The 19,209-nt window shown below is 31.5% G+C and carries 18 protein-coding genes and 1 pseudogene; 2 read left to right on the top strand and 17 right to left on the bottom strand.

What is annotated here, in order from left to right:
• Positions 1-18 precede the first annotated feature (18 nt).
• The 13 genes from neuB to ACWNT5_RS20540 all read right to left on the bottom strand — a co-directional run bounded on the left by neuB (position 19) and on the right by ACWNT5_RS20540 (position 13,826).
• On the bottom strand, positions 19-1,020 hold the full coding sequence (gene neuB, locus ACWNT5_RS20600) for an N-acetylneuraminate synthase (protein WP_299609114.1): 1,002 nt from the start codon (positions 1,018-1,020) through the stop codon (positions 19-21).
• Positions 1,020-1,661 carry an acetyltransferase gene (locus ACWNT5_RS20595; protein WP_299609117.1) on the bottom strand — a complete coding sequence of 214 codons (642 nt, stop codon included), beginning with the start codon at positions 1,659-1,661 and terminating at the stop codon, positions 1,020-1,022. Before ACWNT5_RS20595 ends, neuB begins: the two co-directional genes overlap by 1 nt.
• A complete protein-coding gene (locus tag ACWNT5_RS20590; protein ID WP_299609120.1) occupies positions 1,658-2,797 on the bottom strand; it encodes a LegC family aminotransferase in 1,140 nt (379 codons plus the stop codon). The genes ACWNT5_RS20595 and ACWNT5_RS20590 overlap by 4 nt, the downstream gene beginning before the upstream one ends.
• A gap of 4 nt (positions 2,798-2,801) precedes the next feature.
• Positions 2,802-3,989: a UDP-N-acetylglucosamine 4,6-dehydratase gene (locus ACWNT5_RS20585; protein WP_456518440.1), complete on the bottom strand. Its 1,188-nt coding sequence runs from the start codon at positions 3,987-3,989 to the stop codon at positions 2,802-2,804.
• A 294-nt stretch (positions 3,990-4,283) separates the two neighbouring features.
• Positions 4,284-5,129, bottom strand: coding sequence for a dTDP-4-dehydrorhamnose reductase (rfbD, locus tag ACWNT5_RS20580; RefSeq protein WP_299609126.1), 846 nt, complete (start codon positions 5,127-5,129; stop codon positions 4,284-4,286).
• A 14-nt stretch (positions 5,130-5,143) separates the two neighbouring features.
• Positions 5,144-6,190, bottom strand: coding sequence for a hypothetical protein (locus ACWNT5_RS20575; protein WP_299609129.1), 1,047 nt, complete (start codon positions 6,188-6,190; stop codon positions 5,144-5,146).
• A 62-nt stretch (positions 6,191-6,252) separates the two neighbouring features.
• Positions 6,253-6,795 carry a dTDP-4-dehydrorhamnose 3,5-epimerase gene (gene rfbC, locus ACWNT5_RS20570; RefSeq protein WP_299609131.1) on the bottom strand — a complete coding sequence of 181 codons (543 nt, stop codon included), beginning with the start codon at positions 6,793-6,795 and terminating at the stop codon, positions 6,253-6,255.
• 2 nt (positions 6,796-6,797) lie between these two features.
• Positions 6,798-7,655, bottom strand: a complete 858-nt coding sequence (gene rfbA, locus ACWNT5_RS20565; RefSeq protein WP_299609133.1) for a glucose-1-phosphate thymidylyltransferase RfbA — start codon at positions 7,653-7,655, stop codon at positions 6,798-6,800.
• A 56-nt stretch (positions 7,656-7,711) separates the two neighbouring features.
• Positions 7,712-8,725 (bottom strand): dTDP-glucose 4,6-dehydratase, encoded by a 1,014-nt coding sequence (gene rfbB / locus ACWNT5_RS20560; RefSeq protein ID WP_299609136.1) that lies wholly within the window; start codon positions 8,723-8,725, stop codon positions 7,712-7,714.
• A 14-nt stretch (positions 8,726-8,739) separates the two neighbouring features.
• Positions 8,740-9,726 carry a hypothetical protein gene (locus ACWNT5_RS20555; protein WP_299609139.1) on the bottom strand — a complete coding sequence of 329 codons (987 nt, stop codon included), beginning with the start codon at positions 9,724-9,726 and terminating at the stop codon, positions 8,740-8,742.
• A complete protein-coding gene (locus tag ACWNT5_RS20550; RefSeq protein WP_456518439.1) occupies positions 9,727-11,421 on the bottom strand; it encodes a DUF6909 family protein in 1,695 nt (564 codons plus the stop codon).
• 26 nt (positions 11,422-11,447) lie between these two features.
• Positions 11,448-12,947, bottom strand: a complete 1,500-nt coding sequence (locus ACWNT5_RS20545) for a GH3 auxin-responsive promoter family protein (RefSeq protein ID WP_456518438.1) — start codon at positions 12,945-12,947, stop codon at positions 11,448-11,450.
• A gap of 9 nt (positions 12,948-12,956) precedes the next feature.
• Complete coding sequence (locus tag ACWNT5_RS20540) at positions 12,957-13,826, bottom strand: M23 family metallopeptidase (RefSeq protein ID WP_299900374.1); 870 nt, start codon at positions 13,824-13,826, stop codon at positions 12,957-12,959.
• Between the two features lie 211 nt (positions 13,827-14,037).
• Here ACWNT5_RS20540 and ACWNT5_RS20535 point away from each other — a divergent pair, with 211 nt between their 5' ends.
• Together ACWNT5_RS20535 and ACWNT5_RS20530 are read left to right on the top strand one after the other, a co-directional pair.
• Positions 14,038-14,229 carry a twin-arginine translocase TatA/TatE family subunit gene (locus ACWNT5_RS20535; protein ID WP_299609150.1) on the top strand — a complete coding sequence of 64 codons (192 nt, stop codon included), beginning with the start codon at positions 14,038-14,040 and terminating at the stop codon, positions 14,227-14,229.
• A 498-nt stretch (positions 14,230-14,727) separates the two neighbouring features.
• Entirely contained in the window at positions 14,728-15,069 is a 342-nt protein-coding gene (locus ACWNT5_RS20530) for a hypothetical protein (protein WP_299609153.1), read from the top strand.
• A 75-nt stretch (positions 15,070-15,144) separates the two neighbouring features.
• Here ACWNT5_RS20530 and ACWNT5_RS20525 read toward each other — a convergent pair whose 3' ends face one another.
• The 4 genes and pseudogenes from ACWNT5_RS20525 to ACWNT5_RS20510 form a co-directional block, all read right to left on the bottom strand.
• A complete protein-coding gene (locus ACWNT5_RS20525) occupies positions 15,145-17,271 on the bottom strand; it encodes a Tex family protein (protein ID WP_456518437.1) in 2,127 nt (708 codons plus the stop codon).
• 227 nt (positions 17,272-17,498) lie between these two features.
• Positions 17,499-18,326: a thioredoxin family protein gene (locus ACWNT5_RS20520; RefSeq protein WP_456518436.1), complete on the bottom strand. Its 828-nt coding sequence runs from the start codon at positions 18,324-18,326 to the stop codon at positions 17,499-17,501.
• Between the two features lie 48 nt (positions 18,327-18,374).
• A complete protein-coding gene (locus ACWNT5_RS20515; RefSeq protein WP_456518435.1) occupies positions 18,375-18,755 on the bottom strand; it encodes a hypothetical protein in 381 nt (126 codons plus the stop codon).
• A 211-nt stretch (positions 18,756-18,966) separates the two neighbouring features.
• Positions 18,967-19,209, bottom strand: a pseudogene (locus ACWNT5_RS20510) (integrase core domain-containing protein); the annotation flags it as partial.

The following is a 19,209-nucleotide window of genomic DNA, read 5'->3' as shown; positions in this document are numbered from 1 at the left end:
CATTTTCGAAATTTTATATTAAATTAATTCGTCTTCACTATAGTCTCTAGATGCTGTAGTGCCAATTATCGAATCCCATCTCATAGGAGAAATACCATTTCCTGGCCTTTTTACCGTAATATTATTTTCGGTTAAGATTTCCCCTTTTTTTATATCTCTACCTGCAACTATGCTTTTTCTAACTATAGTTTTATTCTTTATTTCACTAGAACTAGGTTCTTTTCTGCCATGACCCATTGCTTTTTCTATGTTTCTTATTCCTTCGACCATAGCTTTTAACTCATTCGGTTCCAAAGAAGCCTTATGATCAGGTCCTTCCATGGTTTTGTCTAAAGTAAAATGCTTTTCAATAACAGTTGCACCAAGAGCTACGGCAGCAATTGGTATTTCAATACCTAAGGTATGATCAGAATATCCAATAGAAACCTCTAGCTGTTCTTTAATGGTATTCATAGCACTCAGGTTAACATCTCGCATTGGTGTAGGATATTCGGTATTACAGTGTAATACCGAAATTTTGGATTTATCAGCTCCGGCATTAAGCATTACATTTACAGCTTCCTCAATTTCACTTAGATCTGCCATCCCAGTTGAAATGATGATAGGCTTACCTAAGGCCCCTATTTTTCGTAAATAAGGCAAATTGGTTATTTCACCTGAGGGAACTTTAAATAAATCTATATCTAATTGATTCAAAAAATCTATACTCTCTAAATCAAAACCTGTAGATAAAAATTTTATGTTTTTTGAATCACAATACTTTATCAATTCAAGGTGCATTTCTTTACTAAGCTCTAACTTTTGAAGCATTGCTAATTGAGATTCCGAAGCATTACCAGTGTTTTCTTTTTGATATGCTGCTTTTTGAGCATTTTTGCTCACTAATTTTTTAGAATTAAATGTTTGAAATTTCACATAATCCACCCCAGCAATGGCTGCGGCATCTATTAATTTTTTCGCCAAATTAATATCTCCATTATGATTAACACCGGCTTCTGCAATAATTAAGGTTTTTCTCATTACTCTATATTTTTTGCGGGAATCCCTATCATACAACTATTATCCAAAATATCTTTTGTAACAACCGCTCCTGCCCCAATTTTGTTTTTTGAACCAATTTCTAAATACTGAAGTATTGTAGCATTAGTACCTATTAAATTTTCATCACCTATTGTTACCCCTCCAGATATAACGGAACATGGGTTTATTACATTATAAGAACCTATTTTACAATCATGCCCTAAATGAACACCTCGGTTAATATAATTGAAAGAACCTAGAACCGTGTCGACGGTAAAGACACTATGAGTGGTGATTACATTACCCATACCCAAAGATATACTTTCATCAATTTGAACACTGGGATGTATTATATTTGGAAATTCAAAAATATCCTTGTCTGTATATTGTACCACTATCTTTTTTAGTTTGTTTATATCTCCTAAACCAAAAACAATTGCCACTTTTTCATCAGATTCATGTAATAAAACAGATTCGTTAATAATATCATGCTGAGCACCTCCTATTTGTAAAAATCGTTCTGTAGTTATATCTACAAATCCTTTAAATTCGTAAATGTGATCAACCTTATTGAGTTCTTTAACTAATAAATAAATTTCTTTTGCAGCTCCTCCAGCTCCTATTATATATAACGGTTTCATATTATAACACTACTTGGAATATTAACTACACGTTCTTCGAACCACTTTGAGTTTTCAAGATTACCTATTTGGGCGGTTTTAAACATAGATAAACTATTCATAAGCTTCCAAATAGGTCTAGTCATTACCCCGTTATCGTTTGTTTCTTTTAGAAAATCATTTCTTTCTTCTATATTTTCTAACAGAACAGCATTAAGCCAATAATTAGAAATAGAATCTTTCGGTTCTTTGAGATATTGTAAAGACTTGTTACTAAAAAACGCTGCATATTTATCCGATAAGATTCTTTTCTTTTCTAAAATTAATGATAATTCTTCCATTTGAGCACAACCTAATGCGGCATTAATGTTAGGCAAGCGGTAATTATAACCAATCATATCATGTTCATAATCCCAAGCATGTGGAATTTTTGCTGTGGTTGTAATATGTTTCGCTCTCTTAGCAATATCTGCATCATTTGTTACCAACATTCCTCCTCCTCCGGTTGTTATTGTCTTATTTCCATTAAAACTAAAAGCTCCTAAAAGGCCAAAAGTTCCTGTGTGTTTGTTTTTATAGTAGCTTCCCAAAGACTCTGCAGCATCTTCTACCACCGCAATTTTAAATTTATCACAAACGGCGATAATATCATCTATTTTTGCTGGAAACCCAAAAGTATGCATCGGAACTACAGCCTTTATTTTTCTTTTAGTGACCTTATTTACGCAGACTCCATTCTGTAGCTCTGTATTTTGGATCAAAAAATACTCTAGTTTTTCTGCAGAAAGACTTAATGTATCTTTATCCACATCTACAAAAACGGGGTGAGCCTTAATATAGCTTATTGCATTTGCGGTAGCTATAAATGTTAAGGGCTGTGTAATAACTTCATCATTTTCGGAAACACCCGCCATTAATAATGCTATATGAAGTGCCGCTGTTCCATTCGATGTCGCAATGGCATACTTGGCTCCTGTAAATTTTGCTACTTCTTCTTCAAAACGATCGACAAATTTTCCAACACTCGAAACAAATGTAGAATCTATACATTCGTTAAGATATTTTTTTTCATTACCCATAAATACCGGGGCATGTAATGGAATAAAAGCTTCAGTATTAAAGGTGTTTCTGGTAAATGCTATAAATTCTTTATACATAAGACTACATTTTGCTATCCAAATATTTACCAGTTTCTTTGTGTCCGAAATCAGGAATCATTTTGAAGAAAAGATCTACAATATCTTCCTTTTCCCATTTTTTATTCTTCTTAAACGACTGAATCTTTTCTGTAAAATAATTCAATGCTACCTCATCAAAATTTAAGTCATTTTTTATGATACCCAAATTTTGAAACCTATTCATATCGAGCGTTTCTTTGTCGGTAAAAAATTCTTCAAAATCTTTTTCTCCTGTAGTATCACTAGATGAAAATAAGCACGGCCATTTTCCTTGCTCTGGAAGCGTATTCACTAATGCTCTGGCCTCTTCTTCATCTTTGCACAAATAGGGTTCATATCCTAATTCTTCTAAATACTTGATCGCTATATCGGCAAAGGAAATAAGATGAAGGTTTTCGCTTAATTTTGGAAAAAATATGTCTCTATTCTCACCAAAAATGCATGACATTAAACACAGTTCTCCTGATTCTTTAGGAATTACAAAATATCGTTTAATATCATTAGGAGCTACAATAGGTTGTCTTTTCTTTATTCTTTGATCAAAGCCATAAAGTAATGACCCATCTGAAAAAGCAACATTAGCAAAACGCGCAGTAGAAATTTTAATATCCTTGCTTCGTCTCATTAAATACATTTCCATAATTCGTTTGGAAGCTCCCATCATATTTACTGGATTAGCAGCTTTATCTGTTGAAACGCAAAAATATTTTCTGGTTCCTTTTTTAATAGATTGAAGTAAAGTTTTCTCTGTATTAAATACATTTACATCAACCATTCTCATTAATGTAAAAGGATCTTTTTCACTGCGTACATGTTTAAGAGCTGATAAATTCAATACATAATCATATTTTCCGTCAGCTTCAATAAATGCATCATACTCAACAGATCCTATATCTAATGCAAATGTTTTGAAATCACCATCAATATACCCAAAAGAACTTCTGATATCTCTTACTAGTTCTACCAAGTTATTTTCGCTTATGTCTACAACATGTAATTTTTGTGGGTTCCGTTTAAAAATTTCTTTGGTTACCGCCTGCCCAATAGAACCAGCTCCTCCTATCACTAAAAAAGAAGACGAAGAAACTATCTTTTTTAATTCTAACTCTTTCTGAGTAATATCTGAGGTAAATAATTCTTCCGTTCTGCCAATTAGCTTTAATATATTCATGTGTTATCAAAATTATGCTTAAGAAATATTGCTATGAAGCAATAAAATATCAAAAGTTATCTGAGAATTAATTCTTGTAACAAAAAGGTAAACCTTTTTAAAGAAAATTTTAGCTTTTTGTTATTCAACATTATTTATAATCCATATCTATTTAATTCAAATAGAAGTTTAATACATAAGTCAATATCATACAAACTCTTATACATCATCAGTTAATCTCCCCTTTTCTAATATTACTTTCTTTCACGTTTCTTTATTAATTTTTTTAGGAAACTATAAAGAACACAACATAAACTATGTATTGATAAGCTTTTTTAGAGATTCCTTCCAGTTTAAAATATCGAAATCAAAATTTTCAATTATCTTACGTTTGCTTAAAACACTATAAACTGGACGTTTTGCAAAAGTAGGGTAATTATCCGTTTTTTTAAGCCTTATTTCTCCAAGTTTACCAGATAAAATTAAAATTTCCTTAGCAAAATCATACCATGTTGCGCTACCTAAATTACTAAAATGATAAACACCATAATTCGAACTTCTTTGCTCTATAATTTCCAGTAAAAACAATGCTAAATCATTTGCATTCGTAGGGGTTCCCTTTTCAGCTGTTGTAATTGTAAATTCATCTTGCACATTTGACTTCTCAGATATTGTTTTGAAGAAATTTTTACCGAACTGAGAGTACAACCAAGAGGTTCTAATTATAAAATGCTTATCTAATATTTCTTGAACATACATTTCGCCGAATAACTTAGATTTTCCATACTTATTAATAGGTTTCGGTTCGTCCTCCTCTGTATAATGGGTATTTTTTTTTCCATCAAACACATAGTCTGTGGAAATATGAAGTAATGTAACATCATGTTTTTTGCATATCTCAGCTATATTTTTGACGCCTTCGGCATTAACTAATAAAGCTTTTTTTGGTTCTTTTTCCGCTTCTTCCACGTTTGTATATGCCGCACAATTAATAACGTAGTCAATGTTATTTTTTAGAAAATAATATTCTATACTGTTTTTATCGGTAATATCTAACGTTAGTGAATTGGTAAAAAAAAAGTCAATATTCGATTTTTTTTTTGCTAACAAATGGATACATCTCCCCAACTGCCCATCTGAACCTGTTACTAAAATTTTCATAAATCGACCAAAATCTACGGATTATAATTTTTCAAATACCTATTCAATCCTAGTAAAATTAAAACTACAAACATTAAGCCAATGAGAATGATTGGCAATAATACTTTTTTTTGAGTCAAAAGATCATTTAATAAGGCTCCTCTTTCCGGAAAATTTGAAATAACATTAATAATTTCTTTCGTATTTGCCTTTCTTTTATTTATCTCTAAAATTTCTTTACTTAAGTTTTTTGCTTGTTTTAGTAAGGTTATCTCTGATTTATCCAGTTCCTTATTTTCCGAACTTAAATTAATGCTTGTATTGGAAGATGATGGTTCCCTTTGAATATCTAACATTTTTAATTTTTGGTAGAAAGATTTCAGAGAATCAACTTCTGCTAATTGTTTACGGATAATGGAATCATCTAATTTTAAATTTAGATCATTTGTATTCTTTTGTAATTTAAAATATTCATTATTTGATATAGACCTCACGATAGCATTTTGGGACTTTTTAGCGACTTTTGGATCAAGGGCTCTAATAGTGATTTTATGAAATTTAGCATTGATGTTATTAAAATTTCTTAAATAATCTTTATAACTCAAATTAGCTCTTGAAATACTGTCAAGCGTTGAAACAAAATCACTAAACTGTTTCAATTTTTGATTCTCATCTGTTGAAGCTTCGATAATTACTTTTTTAATGCTACTTGCTTCCTGATTTGAAATTTTTAAAGCAGCCGCCAAGTTATTAAAGTCTTTTTCTTCCGCAAGTTCATTGTAAAATTCAATATTATTGTAAAGTTGCTGAGTACTATTAAAAATTGGTTCAACTATCATTGAAGATTGATAAATTGGTTTTTCTGTAGTATCTAATATCCATCCAACAACTACCCCTATAACACCTGCAATTAAAATTTTTAAAAAGTGTTTTTGAATAAATAAAAGAGTCCTTATGGTTATGTGAAATATTTCAGTAGAAAGCCTTTTTATCAACAAAAATAATTTATTAAACACATTACCAATTAACTTAAATAATTTTCCTAAGTCTATTTCTTCTGAAGGGTTTTCTTTGGTACTCATCTAGTGTATAAAAATAAAATCCAAGCAAATGTAAGTGCTTTTATGTTATGTAAAAATTATATCTAAAAAAGATCTTTAAAAAATGGTAAAATTATATCTTTTTCCGATAAAAGAATATTTTCGGTATCTAAATTCCAATTAATATTTAAGTCTGGATCATCGTATCTAATTCCGGATTCAGAGTCCTTATTGTAGAAATTGTCGCATTTATAGTTAAAAACTGCTTCATTACTTAAAACAACAAATCCATGAGCAAATTCTCGAGGGATAAATAATTGATAATTGTTTTGATCATTCAATTCTATAGAAAAATAATTTCCAAAACTAGGAGAATCCTTTCTAAGATCCACTGCAACATCTAAAACCCTACCCTTTGTTACCCTAACTAACTTCGCTTGTGCATAATCTCCTTTTTGAAAATGCAACCCTCTTAGAACTCCTTTTGAAGAAATTGATTGATTATCCTGAACAAAATCTATCTCCAACCCAGTAACCCTTTTAAACGTTTTTAAATTAAAACTTTCGAAAAAAGAACCTCTATCATCATTAAAAACCTTTGGTTTTAAGACAAAACATCCTTCCAAAGGGGTCTTCTCAATCTCCATAACTAATCTAATTGTAATAAATGTTTTCCGTAACCACTCTTAATTAATGGCGTCGCTAACTTTTCTAACTGAGCTTTGGTTATGAATCCTTTATTGTATGCTATTTCTTCTATAGCACCTATTTTTAACCCTTGCCGCTCTTCTATTACTTGAACAAACTGAGAAGCCTGCATTAGTGAGTTAAAAGTTCCTGTGTCTAACCAAGCTGTACCTTTATCCAAAATACTTACTTTAAGCTTTCCTTTTTTCAAATAGGCATTATTGACATCCGTAATTTCCAATTCTCCTCGTTCACTTGGTTTTATCTTTTTTGCAATAGATACTACATCATTATCATAAAAATAAATCCCAGGAACGGCATAGTTAGATTTTGGAATCTCTGGTTTTTCTTCTATCGAAATTGCATTTCCTTCTTTATCAAAATCTACGACACCATATCTTTCAGGGTCTTGCACGTGATAAGCATAAATAATTCCTCCATCCGGATTATTATTACTTTCTAAAAGTTCTTCTAAACCAGATCCATAAAAAATATTATCTCCTAAAATTAAGGCTACCTTTTCATTACCGATAAACTTTTCACCTATAACGAACGCTTCTGCTAATCCGTTAGGCTTTTCCTGTACAGCGTACTCAAAAACACACCCATATTTTTTACCATCACCTAATAACTTCTTGAATAAAGGTAGATCTAACGGAGTAGAGATAATGAGGATTTCTCTTATTCCAGCAGACATCAAGGTAGCAAGCGGATAATAGATCATAGGTTTATCGTACACTGGCATTAACTGCTTGCTTATTGCTAATGTAAGAGGATGTAACCTTGTTCCAGAACCTCCTGCTAATATAATTCCTTTCATCTTTAATCTATTTGTTTTCAAAAACTTAGTAATAAAGAAGTTTTGAAGTGTTTTTTCTATTTATACTTTTCTAAATACCAATTTATAGTCTTTTCAATTCCAGATTCGAAATTTTCTTCTGCATTCCAACCTAGTTCATTTTCAATTTTTGATGCATCGATAGCATATCTAAAATCATGTCCTGGTCTATCTTTTACAAAAGCTATAAGATCCAAATATGACTTGTTGTTTTTTAGGGGTTTTATCTTATCAAGAGTTTTACATATTGTTTTTGCTATATAAATATTCTCTCGTTCATTTTTTCCTCCTATATTATAGGTTTCTCCTAACTCACCTTTTTCCAAGGCCAAATCAATTCCTTTACAATGATCTAGAACATATAACCAATCTCTAACATTCTTTCCGTCCCCATATATTGGAATATTCTCCTCGGCTAATGCTTTTCTTATAATTGTAGGTATTAGTTTTTCTTTATGTTGTCTAGGTCCGTAGTTATTGGAACAGTTTGTTGTAACAACTGGCAAACCATAGGTATGAAAATAGCTTCTTACTAACATGTCTGAAGATGCTTTTGAAGCACTATACGGACTATTAGGAGCATAAGGGGTTTTTTCGGTAAAAAAACCTGTTTCTCCTAGAGTTCCATATACTTCATCCGTAGAAACGTGTAAAAACCTACAGCTTTCTTTTCCTTTTTTAAAAACATTAGGTGCGCGCATCCAGTTCTTAAATGCTACCTGTAATAAATTGAAGGTGCCTATAATATTTGTTTGTATGAATTCATCTGGACTAGCAATCGAATTATCAACATGAGATTCTGCAGCAAAATGAACTACCTTATTAATATTATATTCTTCGAAAATTCTCTCCAACAAATTCAAATCACAAATATCACCTTTGATAAAGGTATAGTCACAATTATCATCAACATCGATATTATTCAAATCAGCTGCGTATGTTAGTTTATCTAAATTGATAACCTCAATATCATTTTCATTAGATTTATGATTTAAGTAATTGGAGCCTATAAATCCTGCTCCTCCAGTTATTAAAATGACTTCTTTTAGCAATTTTATTGAGAATTTTAGCTATTAATATATCGTATTATCCTACTAGGCATTTTTTTGATTGCGAAAAGAAAGGATACCATTAAGAATAACAATAAAGGCATTTTTATTATCATCTTTTTTGATATACCTGTTCTTAACAAAACAATCTCACCTCTATCCACCACATCGAACAACTTATTGTTTAATACTAAAATATTTTCTTGATTAGTTATAGTATTTAATAACGTTTGTTTTCTAGTCAATAAACTCGAAATTGTTGGTAGTTCAGATTCATCCCCGATCATAATAAGATCTTTATCTGTTTCTATTGGGGCTTTATTTAATTTTTCCAGATAGTCATCTAAATATTTTAATGTTTTTTTATTTTCTTTCAGGTTCTTCTCCGTCTGAGTAATATTCTGGTCAAGAATCTTCTGAAAATAACTATTAGAATCAATATGTTCTAGTATATTTTTTGAAAGTTTGAGATTATCAGTATGATTAGTCCTATAGACAAAAACCAATCTATCATATCTATAAAAATCTCTATATTTTTCCTTTTCCAATACCCTAGGATCGTAACTCTCGATAATTTCATGAAAATCCTCCTTACTGCCATATTTGCGATGCAGATTATCTAAAACATCCGTTGCTTTTATTATGGGGTTGACTTTTACATCATATAGATTTTTCACCAAATTACTGTCTAAATTTACCCTTTTCAGGAAAGAGGGTTCTTTAAGATTGTCTTTTAAAGAATTTACAAAATCATAAATATATTTTTTCGATTCGTATTTTGGTTCTATTATAATTTCTTGGGTATATTTTTTAGAAAACCCGTATTTGCTATCCAGAATATATCCACTAATAAAACCAATAATTAGTATCCCCAGAAATAATGCCCATTTCTTTTTATAAAACTGAAAAATAGAAACACAAATTCTTAGAAATGCTTTAAAGGCTTTCTCTAATTTCCTAAATATATATTTAAGATTAACTTCCTCTGTAGATTCTATATTCATTTATTGATTATTAAATATTTGCTCTAAAATTTTCTCGGTAATTAGATATGTAGGTTTTACTCCTGTTGTACCTAATCCACCAGATGCTAATGTACTTCCTGTTTCTAAAGGATTATCAGATGCATAATATGCATAATTCACTTTTACATCAGAACTGATACTTCCTCTTAATTTGGAAGCAGATTGTATGGCTTTTTGGTAATGAGCCCCTTCCATTTCTAAACCAATCACGTTCCAGGTAGATTCATGGAAAAATTTCAGGATATCTCTATTTTGCAATGAGGTTCCTAAAACGGTAATCATTGCTCCTTCGTAGATATCTATACCATGACCTTCTAAATCTTCTTTTCTTAGTCCATTGTCAAAAGGATAATTGTCAGCTGTCCCTTCGAATACATGTGCAGATGGAATCATAATATCTCCTTTACCACCTTCCAAAATACCAGCTTTACCCATTAGGGAAACGGATTTGACATTTAAATATTTTCTTCTATTATCCGATTGTTCAAAGGGTTTTAGAAGCTCATCCATTGTTTCATATGCTTGTTCTCCAAATGCGTAATCCATAACAATGATAACCGGCATACTATTGATATCTTTTTCTGAAACGTTTGTTTCAAAAACACCATTTGTATATTTCGAAGTATCGAAAATTTGCACATCGATATTCGTTCCACTTTCGTCTTCCAGAAAAGTCATTCCTTTCTGAAGTGCCAGTTTTTCGACCTTAGCTCTAAGCTTATGGTTCTTATCCTGACTTAATAATTCGTAGATATCAAAAGTGTCTTTGTTTTTTAATTCTGTTTTAAGTGCTAAAGGAGCGTACATAGTATTCATAACACTATGCATGTTCGCACTTATAATATGTATAGGGCGATCTATCAAGTTTAGTTCTTGTAATTTACCTTTTATGGTATTCGCCCATCGTTCTCCATGAATATGATGCCCTAAACGTTCTCTTAAAACAGGACTAAATGTTACCAATCTTTTGTTTTCATTTACTGATTCTTCAATAGCTAACTTCCCTAACCAGTAAATAATGTGTATAAATCTTTCTTTGTTTTCTGGACAAGAAAAGCTACCATATATCGAAGTAACTTCCTGAAAAGTTCTTCCCAATATATTGGCTGTATGGGTGAGCACTACCTCACGTTCAGATTTCGTAAGGTCTTTTTTAGAAGTAACTGCTTTTTCTAATTTATCCCAATCTCTGGTTACATTTCCTTCTTCATTAATCACTACACGATTCATGATTTTATGCGATTCTATGAATAGAAAAGTAAGATGCGTAAGAATATCATAAATTTCTGATCTTCCTCTAGTGATCTCAATATTCATTTGTTCCTCGTCAATCCTGTAGCAATTTCTTCTTCGTTTTGGTGGAACAATTGGTTTAAAATGAGAATTTTTATATCCTTCTTCACTTGTAAGGTTAATGTAGCGGCATTCTTCGATTCCTATAGGTAAGCGATCAATAACGTATAATAATCCATCTAATTCTACCTTTTCTTCGGCAACTGAACCGTAAATTTCTGGTCGAAGTGTTAGTAGTCCTTCTCTTAAGGTATCACCAGAAACTCCCATTGGTTTATAAAAACCTCTATTAAATAGATGTCGCATTGTGATATACATGCGTTCTATGGCACTTGAACTTTCTTGTGCTCTTGTTCTTCCTTTTAATTTGAGATTTGTCATAAAATTTTTCCTAACAAATATATAATTTATTTACCTATACCCGTCATCAAGGAATCCGCAATCTTTCTATCGTTAGAAAGTCTAGGTAACTTGTTCTGACCACCAAGTTTTCCAATAGATTTCATATACTCATTAAAACCACCTTTTGGTACGGATCGAACTTTTAATGTTCTCAGTACATTTCCAGTAATTAAATCATCATAATAGGTATTTTGTTTTCGTAAAGCATTGTCTATTTGGATTTCTAGCCCTGCTATGTCTTTTGGACTTTCCTGAAATTCTATAAACCATTCATGATAAGGTAATTCGGAATCCTTTGGATTAATCTGAGGCGCTACCGTAAACTCTTTAATTACAGCCCCTGTAACTTCAGTAGCTTCTTTCATAGCTTGCTCTACTTCTTTTCCGATCACGTGTTCTCCAAAAGCCGAAATAAAATGTTTAATTCTACCAGACACGATAACTCTGTACGGTGAAGTACTAGTAAACATTACTGTATCGCCGATATTATAAGCCCATAAACCTGCATTAGAAGAAATAAGCATCACATAATTTATATCTTTCTCTACATCTGCTATGGTAATTCTTTTTGGATTATCTTCGAAAAACTCATCTGCCTTTACAAACTCATAAAACATTCCTGAATCTAATTGAAGTAACATTCCCTTCTCGTCTTGAACATCCTGAAAAGCAAAAAAACCTTCTGAGGCAGGATATAACTCGATACTTGCCACCTTTCTTCCTATTAATTTTTCAAAAGTAGCTCTATAGGGCTCAAAATTAACTCCTCCATAAATAAACAATTCGAAGTTTTTAAACAGCTCTCCTATTGATTTTCCTGTTTTCTTTTGCAACTTTTCGAAATACATCTGTACCCAAGGCGGAATTCCGCTAATGATTGTCATATTCTCATTAGCTGTCTCTTCTGCGATAGCATCAACTTTTGATTCCCAATCATCAATACAATTTGTTTCCCAACTTGGAAGTCTATTCTTCTGAAGATATTTTGGAACATAATGCGCTACTATTCCTGATAGGCGTCCTAAATTAATTCCGTTTTTCTCTATCAACTCAGGACTTCCTTGAAGAAATATCATTTTTCCATCTACAAAAGAAGCTTTTCCACTTTCTGCGATATAACATAAAATGGCATTCCGTGCAGCCTTAATATGCGTTGGCATGGAATCAGAAGTCAACGGAATATATTTTACTCCACTAGTCGTACCCGAAGTTTTTGCAAAATAAATAGGCTTTCCAGGCCATAAGATATCATCTTCACCAGCTACCACTCTATCCACATAAGGACGTAACTGCTCATAATCTCTGATTGGGACTTCTTTTACGAAGTCATCATGTGTATGAATTTTAGTAAAGTTATGATCTATACCAAAAGCTGTATTACTTGCTGATTTTAATAACTCTTCGAATACTCTTTTTTGAGTTTCTACTGGATTATTAGCCCATTTATCTATCTTTTTACGAATACGTTTTGCAAAAATCTTTGCCCCAAATGATTTAATAGACATTGTATGTTTTTATTCAAAATCAATAAATTTCGACGGATCTGTAGGATATCCATCTCTCCATAATTCGAAATGCAGGTGAGGACCTGTAGTAAGTTCTCCTGTTGACCCTGCTGTTGCGATTACCTCTCCAGCTTTTACTAATTCACCTTGTTGTTTCGTTAATGACGCATTATGTTTATAAACGGTAAGTAAACCATTTCCATGTTCTAAAATAATAACGTGTCCCGTTTCTGAAGTCCATTCAGCAAAAATAACAGTTCCGGCAGCAGCAGCTTTGATCGGGGTATCTTTTGGCACAGCTACATCAATTGCATAATGTCTTTCGTTTACATTATAACCAGATGTCACACTACCTTTTACTGGAGGAAATAGTGAAAAATCAGTACTAGATTTTTCACTTTCAAAAAGACTATATTTATCTTCTCTAGAAACTTCTTCTCGTAATTGCATATCCTGTTCAGAAGGGTTTAAATCTACCTCATCAGGATTTAGTTTTTGTGATTGTACTGCAGAATCAATATCAAATTCAACCGTTTTTACATCTCCTGTTAGTACCTTCTTAATCGAATTGTAGTATTCTTGATTTACCGCTAGTACCGTTTCTAAGGAATCTGCTGTAGATACTAATCTGGTGGCTTTTTGATTAAGAGACGTGGAAGAATATCCTGGTATATATTCTCTTAATGGCGTAAATGCAATCAAAATAGTCGTACATGAAATTAAAATAATCGATGTTATACTCGACAATACAAAAACATTTAACCGGGTAAGTTTAAAAGATATTCGTTCTTCAAAAGTATCCTCATTAAGAATTACTAATCTATATTTGTTTAGTAACTTCTTGGTAATTCTCTTTTGTTCTTTTTTCTTTTTAGCCATAGATTAGTCTGCTATCTCCGCAGTTCCATTAGTTACGCAAATATACATATTCTCTTAACGGATAAAAATGCTAAAGTTTATATTAAAACGTTATCAAGAAGCGAATAGTACTGAGATAAGCTGTGAATATTATCTTAAAACTATCTTTTCGTGCTTTAAAAAGGTCATTTTTAGGTAAATCTTGTTAACTTTGTAATCTAAATTAAAGAACATGGTGTCATTAAGTATATTTTTAGGAATGTTAGGTCCTTGGCAAATTGCGCTAATTGTTGCTGCAGTTTTACTTTTATTTGGAGGAAAGAAGATTCCAGAATTGATGAGAGGTCTGGGAAGCGGTATTAAAGAATTTAAAGATGCTTCTAAAGAAGATGAAGATCCTAACAAGATTGAAGAAAAGAAATAAATAGTATCATACTATCTATTATATGAAATGCCCAGCTAAAAAATAGTTGGGCATTTTTTATGCTCTAAATTTATAAACTGTTCTAATCAAACTTTCCTGATCTGTTCTTATTCATTTATTACATATACCATTTGAACTGAGTTTTGTAATCCTTTACCTCTTAGTTGAGGATGAATCTACAATTTAAGAATTAAAGCAGTTATAAATATTTTAAGTAATCCAAAAATTACAGTTCTTAATTTTATCTAAAAAAACGGTATGTCTATAATAACCTGCTTTTTAGCGAAATAAAAGTGCTTATTTATTAGATAATTGTACTTTGATAATCAGAAAATTAAGGCAAAAAGTGTTTTATTTTTACGGTAAAACCATAAAATTTGTGTATTTCATCGAGTTTAAAAACCACTTTATCTAAAAGTTTCTCATATGTTTTGTGACGCTGTTTTTTCGTCTTAACTTTGAGTATATCAAACAAGTAACTTCATAAAGCCCCAAACTATGAAAACTATATTTTTTACAATCGCAATTTTATTTTCTTTCGCTACTGTTTCTGCACAAGAGACTGCTCAAATAGAAACTACTAATACTGCTTTAACAGTAAAATCTTCTAAAACAGATTTTTACAAAGCATTAATTAAAGCGAATAACTTTGACATTACTATAAAAGAAGATAAAAAAGAAGTTACTAATACTACTAAGACAGAATTTTATAACCTTTTATTAGAAAAAAACGGTTTTAATACTGATACTAAAAAGACAACAAGATTAACTAACGTAATCAACAAAGAACAAAACACAAGAAGCACTGTTACTAACGCAACTGTGGGCTTGTTACCATAATAAAGATATATAAAAAATATAGTTGATACTCCTTTTTAACGAAAGGAGTTTTTTTTGCTTTAATTCTAGATCCATTTAATCTACCAGTGACAATTGAATTCTCTTTCTATTTAAGTCCACATCCAATACAGTTACCATCAGTTGCTGATTTAACTGTACAACGGCATTTACATCACTTATATATTCATTGGCCAATTTAGAAATATGAATTAAGCCACTTTCCTTGATTCCAATATCTACAAAACATCCAAAATTAGTAATGTTATTTACTATTCCAGGTACTTTCATTCCAGTTTTGAGATCATTAATTGTTTTTACATTAGGATCAAACTCAAAAATTGTTGCCTTTTTTCGAGGATCCACTCCAGGTTTCTCTAATTCCTTAATAATATCGGTTAATGTTGGAAGACCCACATTTTCTGATGTATATTTGTTTAATTGAATTTTGGCAATTGCTGTTTTATTACCAATCAATTCTTTTAGCGGTATTCCAACATCTTTGGCCATTTTGGAAACCAACTTGTATCGCTCTGGATGCACAGCGGAATTATCTAATGGGTGACTCGGTTCTGTTATTCTTAAAAAAGCTGCTGCTTGTTCATATGCCTTTCCTCCTAGTCTAGGAACTTTTTTTAATTCTTCCCTAGATTGTAATGCTCCATTTTCTGATCGGTAGCTCACGATATTCTCAGCAAGTTTCTCTCCTATTCCAGATACGTAACTTAATAAGGGTGCGCTAGCAGTATTTACATTGATCCCGACACTGTTTACACAACTCATAACTACAGTATCCAATTCATTTTTGAGTTTTGTTTGATCTACATCGTGCTGATATTGCCCAACTCCTATCGCCTTCGGATCAATCTTTACCAATTCTGCTAGTGGATCGGCTAAACGTCTTCCGATAGATACTGCTCCTCTAACAGTAACATCGTAATTAGGAAACTCTGCTCTGGCAATTTTAGAAGCTGAATATACTGAAGCTCCACTCTCATTTACCATAAATACCTGAATTTGGTTTTCGAAAGGTATTTTCTTAATAAACGCCTCTGTTTCTCTTGCTGCAGTACCATTTCCTATAGCAATTGCTTCAACCTTATAAGCGTTCACCAGTGATTTTATCTTCTTTATTGCACTGGTAGTTTCTCGTTGTGGAGGATGTGGATATATGTTCTCATTGTGTAATAAATCACCTTGCTGATCCAAGCAAACCACCTTACATCCTGACTTAAATCCAGGATCTAACGCTAATATTCTTTTCTGTCCTAATGGAGAAGCTAATAATAATTGCTTTAAGTTTTGAGCAAACACTTTAATCGCATTGTCGTCTGCTTTTTCCTTAGACTGATTCAATACTTCTGTAGAAATCGCAGGAGTTAATAATCTTTTATAAGCATCTGCTATTGCCAAAAACATCTGGTCCGTACATGCTTCTACATTAGATTTTATCATAACATCATCGATAATATCCAAGGCATCATTCTCTGGAACAGTAATTTTTACTCTTACTATTTTTTCATTTTCGGCTCTTAATATTGCTAGTAATCGATGCGAAGGGCATTTATGAAGAGGTTCTTCCCAATCAAAATATTGCTGATACTTTTGGGACTCTTCCTCCTCTTTCTTTGTTTTAATCACCGCTGAAGAGATCGTAGCTTTACGTTGAAATAGTCTTCTTAATCTATTTCTCACGGTTGAATCTTCATTAACCCATTCTGCTATAATATCCCTAGCTCCTTGTAAGGCTAATTCTTCATTTACAATAGTATCATTTAGATATTGTGAAGCAACATAGAGGATTTCTTCTTCTCGTTGTTTCATGATCACTTTTGCTAAAGGTTCTAGCCCTTGTTCCTTTGCCACAGAAGCTTTTGTCTTTCTCTTTTTCTTATAAGGAAGGTATAAATCTTCTAATTCCGAAAGCGTTTGGGCAACTTCTATCCTTTTTTGTAATTCTGCAGTAAGTGCATCTTGTTCTTTTATAGATGCTAAAACACTTTCTTTTCTTTTTTGAAGCGCTTCAAATGCGGTTTTATGCTTAACAATTTCTCCAATCGCTACCTCATCGAGATTTCCTGTCGCCTCTTTACGATATCTGGAAATAAAAGGAATTGTAGCTCCATCATTTAATAATTCGATGGTTTTAGAAATTTGCTTTTCAGAAACAGGTATCTGCTTAGAGATATAAGAAACAATATTCATGGGTTACATTTTGAACCGCTAAATATATTATAAAATTACCTATTTCTACTCAAATTTTATGCTCTTAATAATAGCTTCTAGCTCGAACATATCACACCGTACTATAAACAATATTCTCTTTTAAAATCCATAATATCAACTAAACTACATTTTAAAACACCTATAATAACACTTCTTTTACAAAACATTTTATTTGAAATTAGATCTGGTATGTTTGCCAATGATAATCATTGCAAGAGTACTAACTTTTCAGGATCTTTTACCAATTGCCTTTCAATAGCAAGGGCTTTTTTATCTCCTTCTTTCAGGTAACAATAACCTTTTATAAAATGTCTTAATTCTATAAGTTCTGGTATATCATTCTCAAGAGGCTTTTGATTTAGTTTTTTGAGAACACTTTTTGTTTTACCAACAATCGCCTTGTTAAGCAATTTATATAATTCAACCTTTCGTAATAAGGTTTCATCTTTACTGTTTTTCAGAATCATATTTAACTGCAGGTTACTATACTTTATTAATGGATTTTTTATCATGACATTTGTTGGATCCATAGCTAGATTTTGGTACGCCAAACCAAGTTTAAGATATGCAATACTACCTTTTCTATCCTGAATTATTGGGGTCATGGCACTATATAAATCATTAAGATTGATGTCAGACATTTTTTTAAACCAATTGATATATTTTTTATTATTAATATATCCTATTTTTCTAGCCACCACACCTTGATTAGGATCCATTATCAAAACGCTAGGTAAAGACCGAACGTTAAGTTTTCGTGCGAATTTTCTTTTTTTATCAAAATCTACTTTTACAAATACAAAATTATTTTCTATTGGATTAACAGCTGCTGTTTGCCAAAGTCTACTATCCATTTTTTTACAGGGTACACACCACGTAGCCCAAAAATCAACGACTATCCATTTTTTTTGTTCCATGGCTACGGTACGAGCAAGATCAAAGTCATAAAGCCAGTGAACTTGAGCTGTTGTTTTTGTAGTATTCAATAGGATTATGAATAAGATACTAGATCCTGCCTTGTTTATATTTTTCATTGTTTTTAATACAGCCAACGTATTTTCTTATGTTTAATAAAGGAGTCATTAACTTTCTTTACTATTCTGGTGTCTAACAAAAGTTTTAAAACTTTTTGCAAAACCAAAATAATAAATAGCCATTGCGTACACCAAAGCTATTATACCGGATACTATTTTATCTATAAGAGGGATTATTATCATTTGTGAACTACTAAGAGCAACAAGGATACCTAAAATCGTTAAAGAAAATAGTATGATTGCAGTTATTTTTGCCCAATTTTTTCCTTTATAGATCATAATTAAAAGAAAAGCAGTTGCTACAAATCGAGTAGACTCGAAACCTAACATCCCAAAGGAATAAAGGTATACCGAAATTACTGAAACAATTAGTACCAATAATGAAATCAATATAGTTCTATCTTTACCAATGTTGATTAGTGTATTCATTTTATATTAATATTTATAATGACAGATTTAATTGATTGTTAATGATGTTTATAGTAGTTTCTCTTAAATCTCTTTTCCGTAATTATGAAACTCAGCAAAAATAAAGCGTAGTAAAACCGTTGTTTTACGGAAAAACGTAATTTTCCCTCAATATTTTGTTAATTTTTAAAACAGGATATAAGGTGAGTCGTCCTAAAATAGGTTGACAATTTTACAAGATTTTATTTAATCCCTTGAAGCTAGCTTCAAGGGATTTTTTGTTATGTATAAAGTTAGGTGTTTTTAAGTTAAGACTCCAGTGTGGTCTTTTGTTATTTTAAGTTTCTATGGATTGTTCAATTAATTTTGTTAGTTCTTTTCCATTATTGCAAATGTTAATCAAAAACTCACCTTTCAATATGCCATTGATTCGTTCAGCAATTGCATTTTGATAACAATCATATCCATCAGTCAT

This window comes from Aquimarina sp. 433 (assembly GCF_054054605.1).
The sequence above is the reverse complement of the archived record's forward strand: the minus strand, read 5'-3'. Positions and strand labels throughout refer to the sequence as shown.

What these genes read in the sequence shown, in the direction of transcription:
- ACWNT5_RS20540 (WP_299900374.1), bottom strand. Translation starts at nt 13,826, where the DNA reads ATGGCTAAAAAGAAAAAAGAACAAAAGAGAATTACCAAGAAGTTACTA.
- ACWNT5_RS20530 (WP_299609153.1), top strand. Translation starts at nt 14,728, where the DNA reads ATGAAAACTATATTTTTTACAATCGCAATTTTATTTTCTTTCGCTACT.
- ACWNT5_RS20535 (WP_299609150.1), top strand. Translation starts at nt 14,038, where the DNA reads ATGGTGTCATTAAGTATATTTTTAGGAATGTTAGGTCCTTGGCAAATT.
- rfbD (WP_299609126.1), bottom strand. Translation starts at nt 5,129, where the DNA reads ATGAAAATTTTAGTAACAGGTTCAGATGGGCAGTTGGGGAGATGTATC.
- neuB (WP_299609114.1), bottom strand. Translation starts at nt 1,020, where the DNA reads ATGAGAAAAACCTTAATTATTGCAGAAGCCGGTGTTAATCATAATGGA.
- ACWNT5_RS20595 (WP_299609117.1), bottom strand. Translation starts at nt 1,661, where the DNA reads ATGAAACCGTTATATATAATAGGAGCTGGAGGAGCTGCAAAAGAAATT.
- ACWNT5_RS20520 (WP_456518436.1), bottom strand. Translation starts at nt 18,326, where the DNA reads ATGAAAAATATAAACAAGGCAGGATCTAGTATCTTATTCATAATCCTA.
- ACWNT5_RS20515 (WP_456518435.1), bottom strand. Translation starts at nt 18,755, where the DNA reads ATGAATACACTAATCAACATTGGTAAAGATAGAACTATATTGATTTCA.
- ACWNT5_RS20590 (WP_299609120.1), bottom strand. Translation starts at nt 2,797, where the DNA reads ATGTATAAAGAATTTATAGCATTTACCAGAAACACCTTTAATACTGAA.
- ACWNT5_RS20550 (WP_456518439.1), bottom strand. Translation starts at nt 11,421, where the DNA reads ATGACAAATCTCAAATTAAAAGGAAGAACAAGAGCACAAGAAAGTTCA.
- ACWNT5_RS20525 (WP_456518437.1), bottom strand. Translation starts at nt 17,271, where the DNA reads ATGAATATTGTTTCTTATATCTCTAAGCAGATACCTGTTTCTGAAAAG.
- ACWNT5_RS20575 (WP_299609129.1), bottom strand. Translation starts at nt 6,190, where the DNA reads ATGAGTACCAAAGAAAACCCTTCAGAAGAAATAGACTTAGGAAAATTA.
- rfbC (WP_299609131.1), bottom strand. Translation starts at nt 6,795, where the DNA reads ATGGAGATTGAGAAGACCCCTTTGGAAGGATGTTTTGTCTTAAAACCA.
- ACWNT5_RS20585 (WP_456518440.1), bottom strand. Translation starts at nt 3,989, where the DNA reads ATGAATATATTAAAGCTAATTGGCAGAACGGAAGAATTATTTACCTCA.
- ACWNT5_RS20545 (WP_456518438.1), bottom strand. Translation starts at nt 12,947, where the DNA reads ATGTCTATTAAATCATTTGGGGCAAAGATTTTTGCAAAACGTATTCGT.
- ACWNT5_RS20555 (WP_299609139.1), bottom strand. Translation starts at nt 9,726, where the DNA reads ATGAATATAGAATCTACAGAGGAAGTTAATCTTAAATATATATTTAGG.
- rfbA (WP_299609133.1), bottom strand. Translation starts at nt 7,655, where the DNA reads ATGAAAGGAATTATATTAGCAGGAGGTTCTGGAACAAGGTTACATCCT.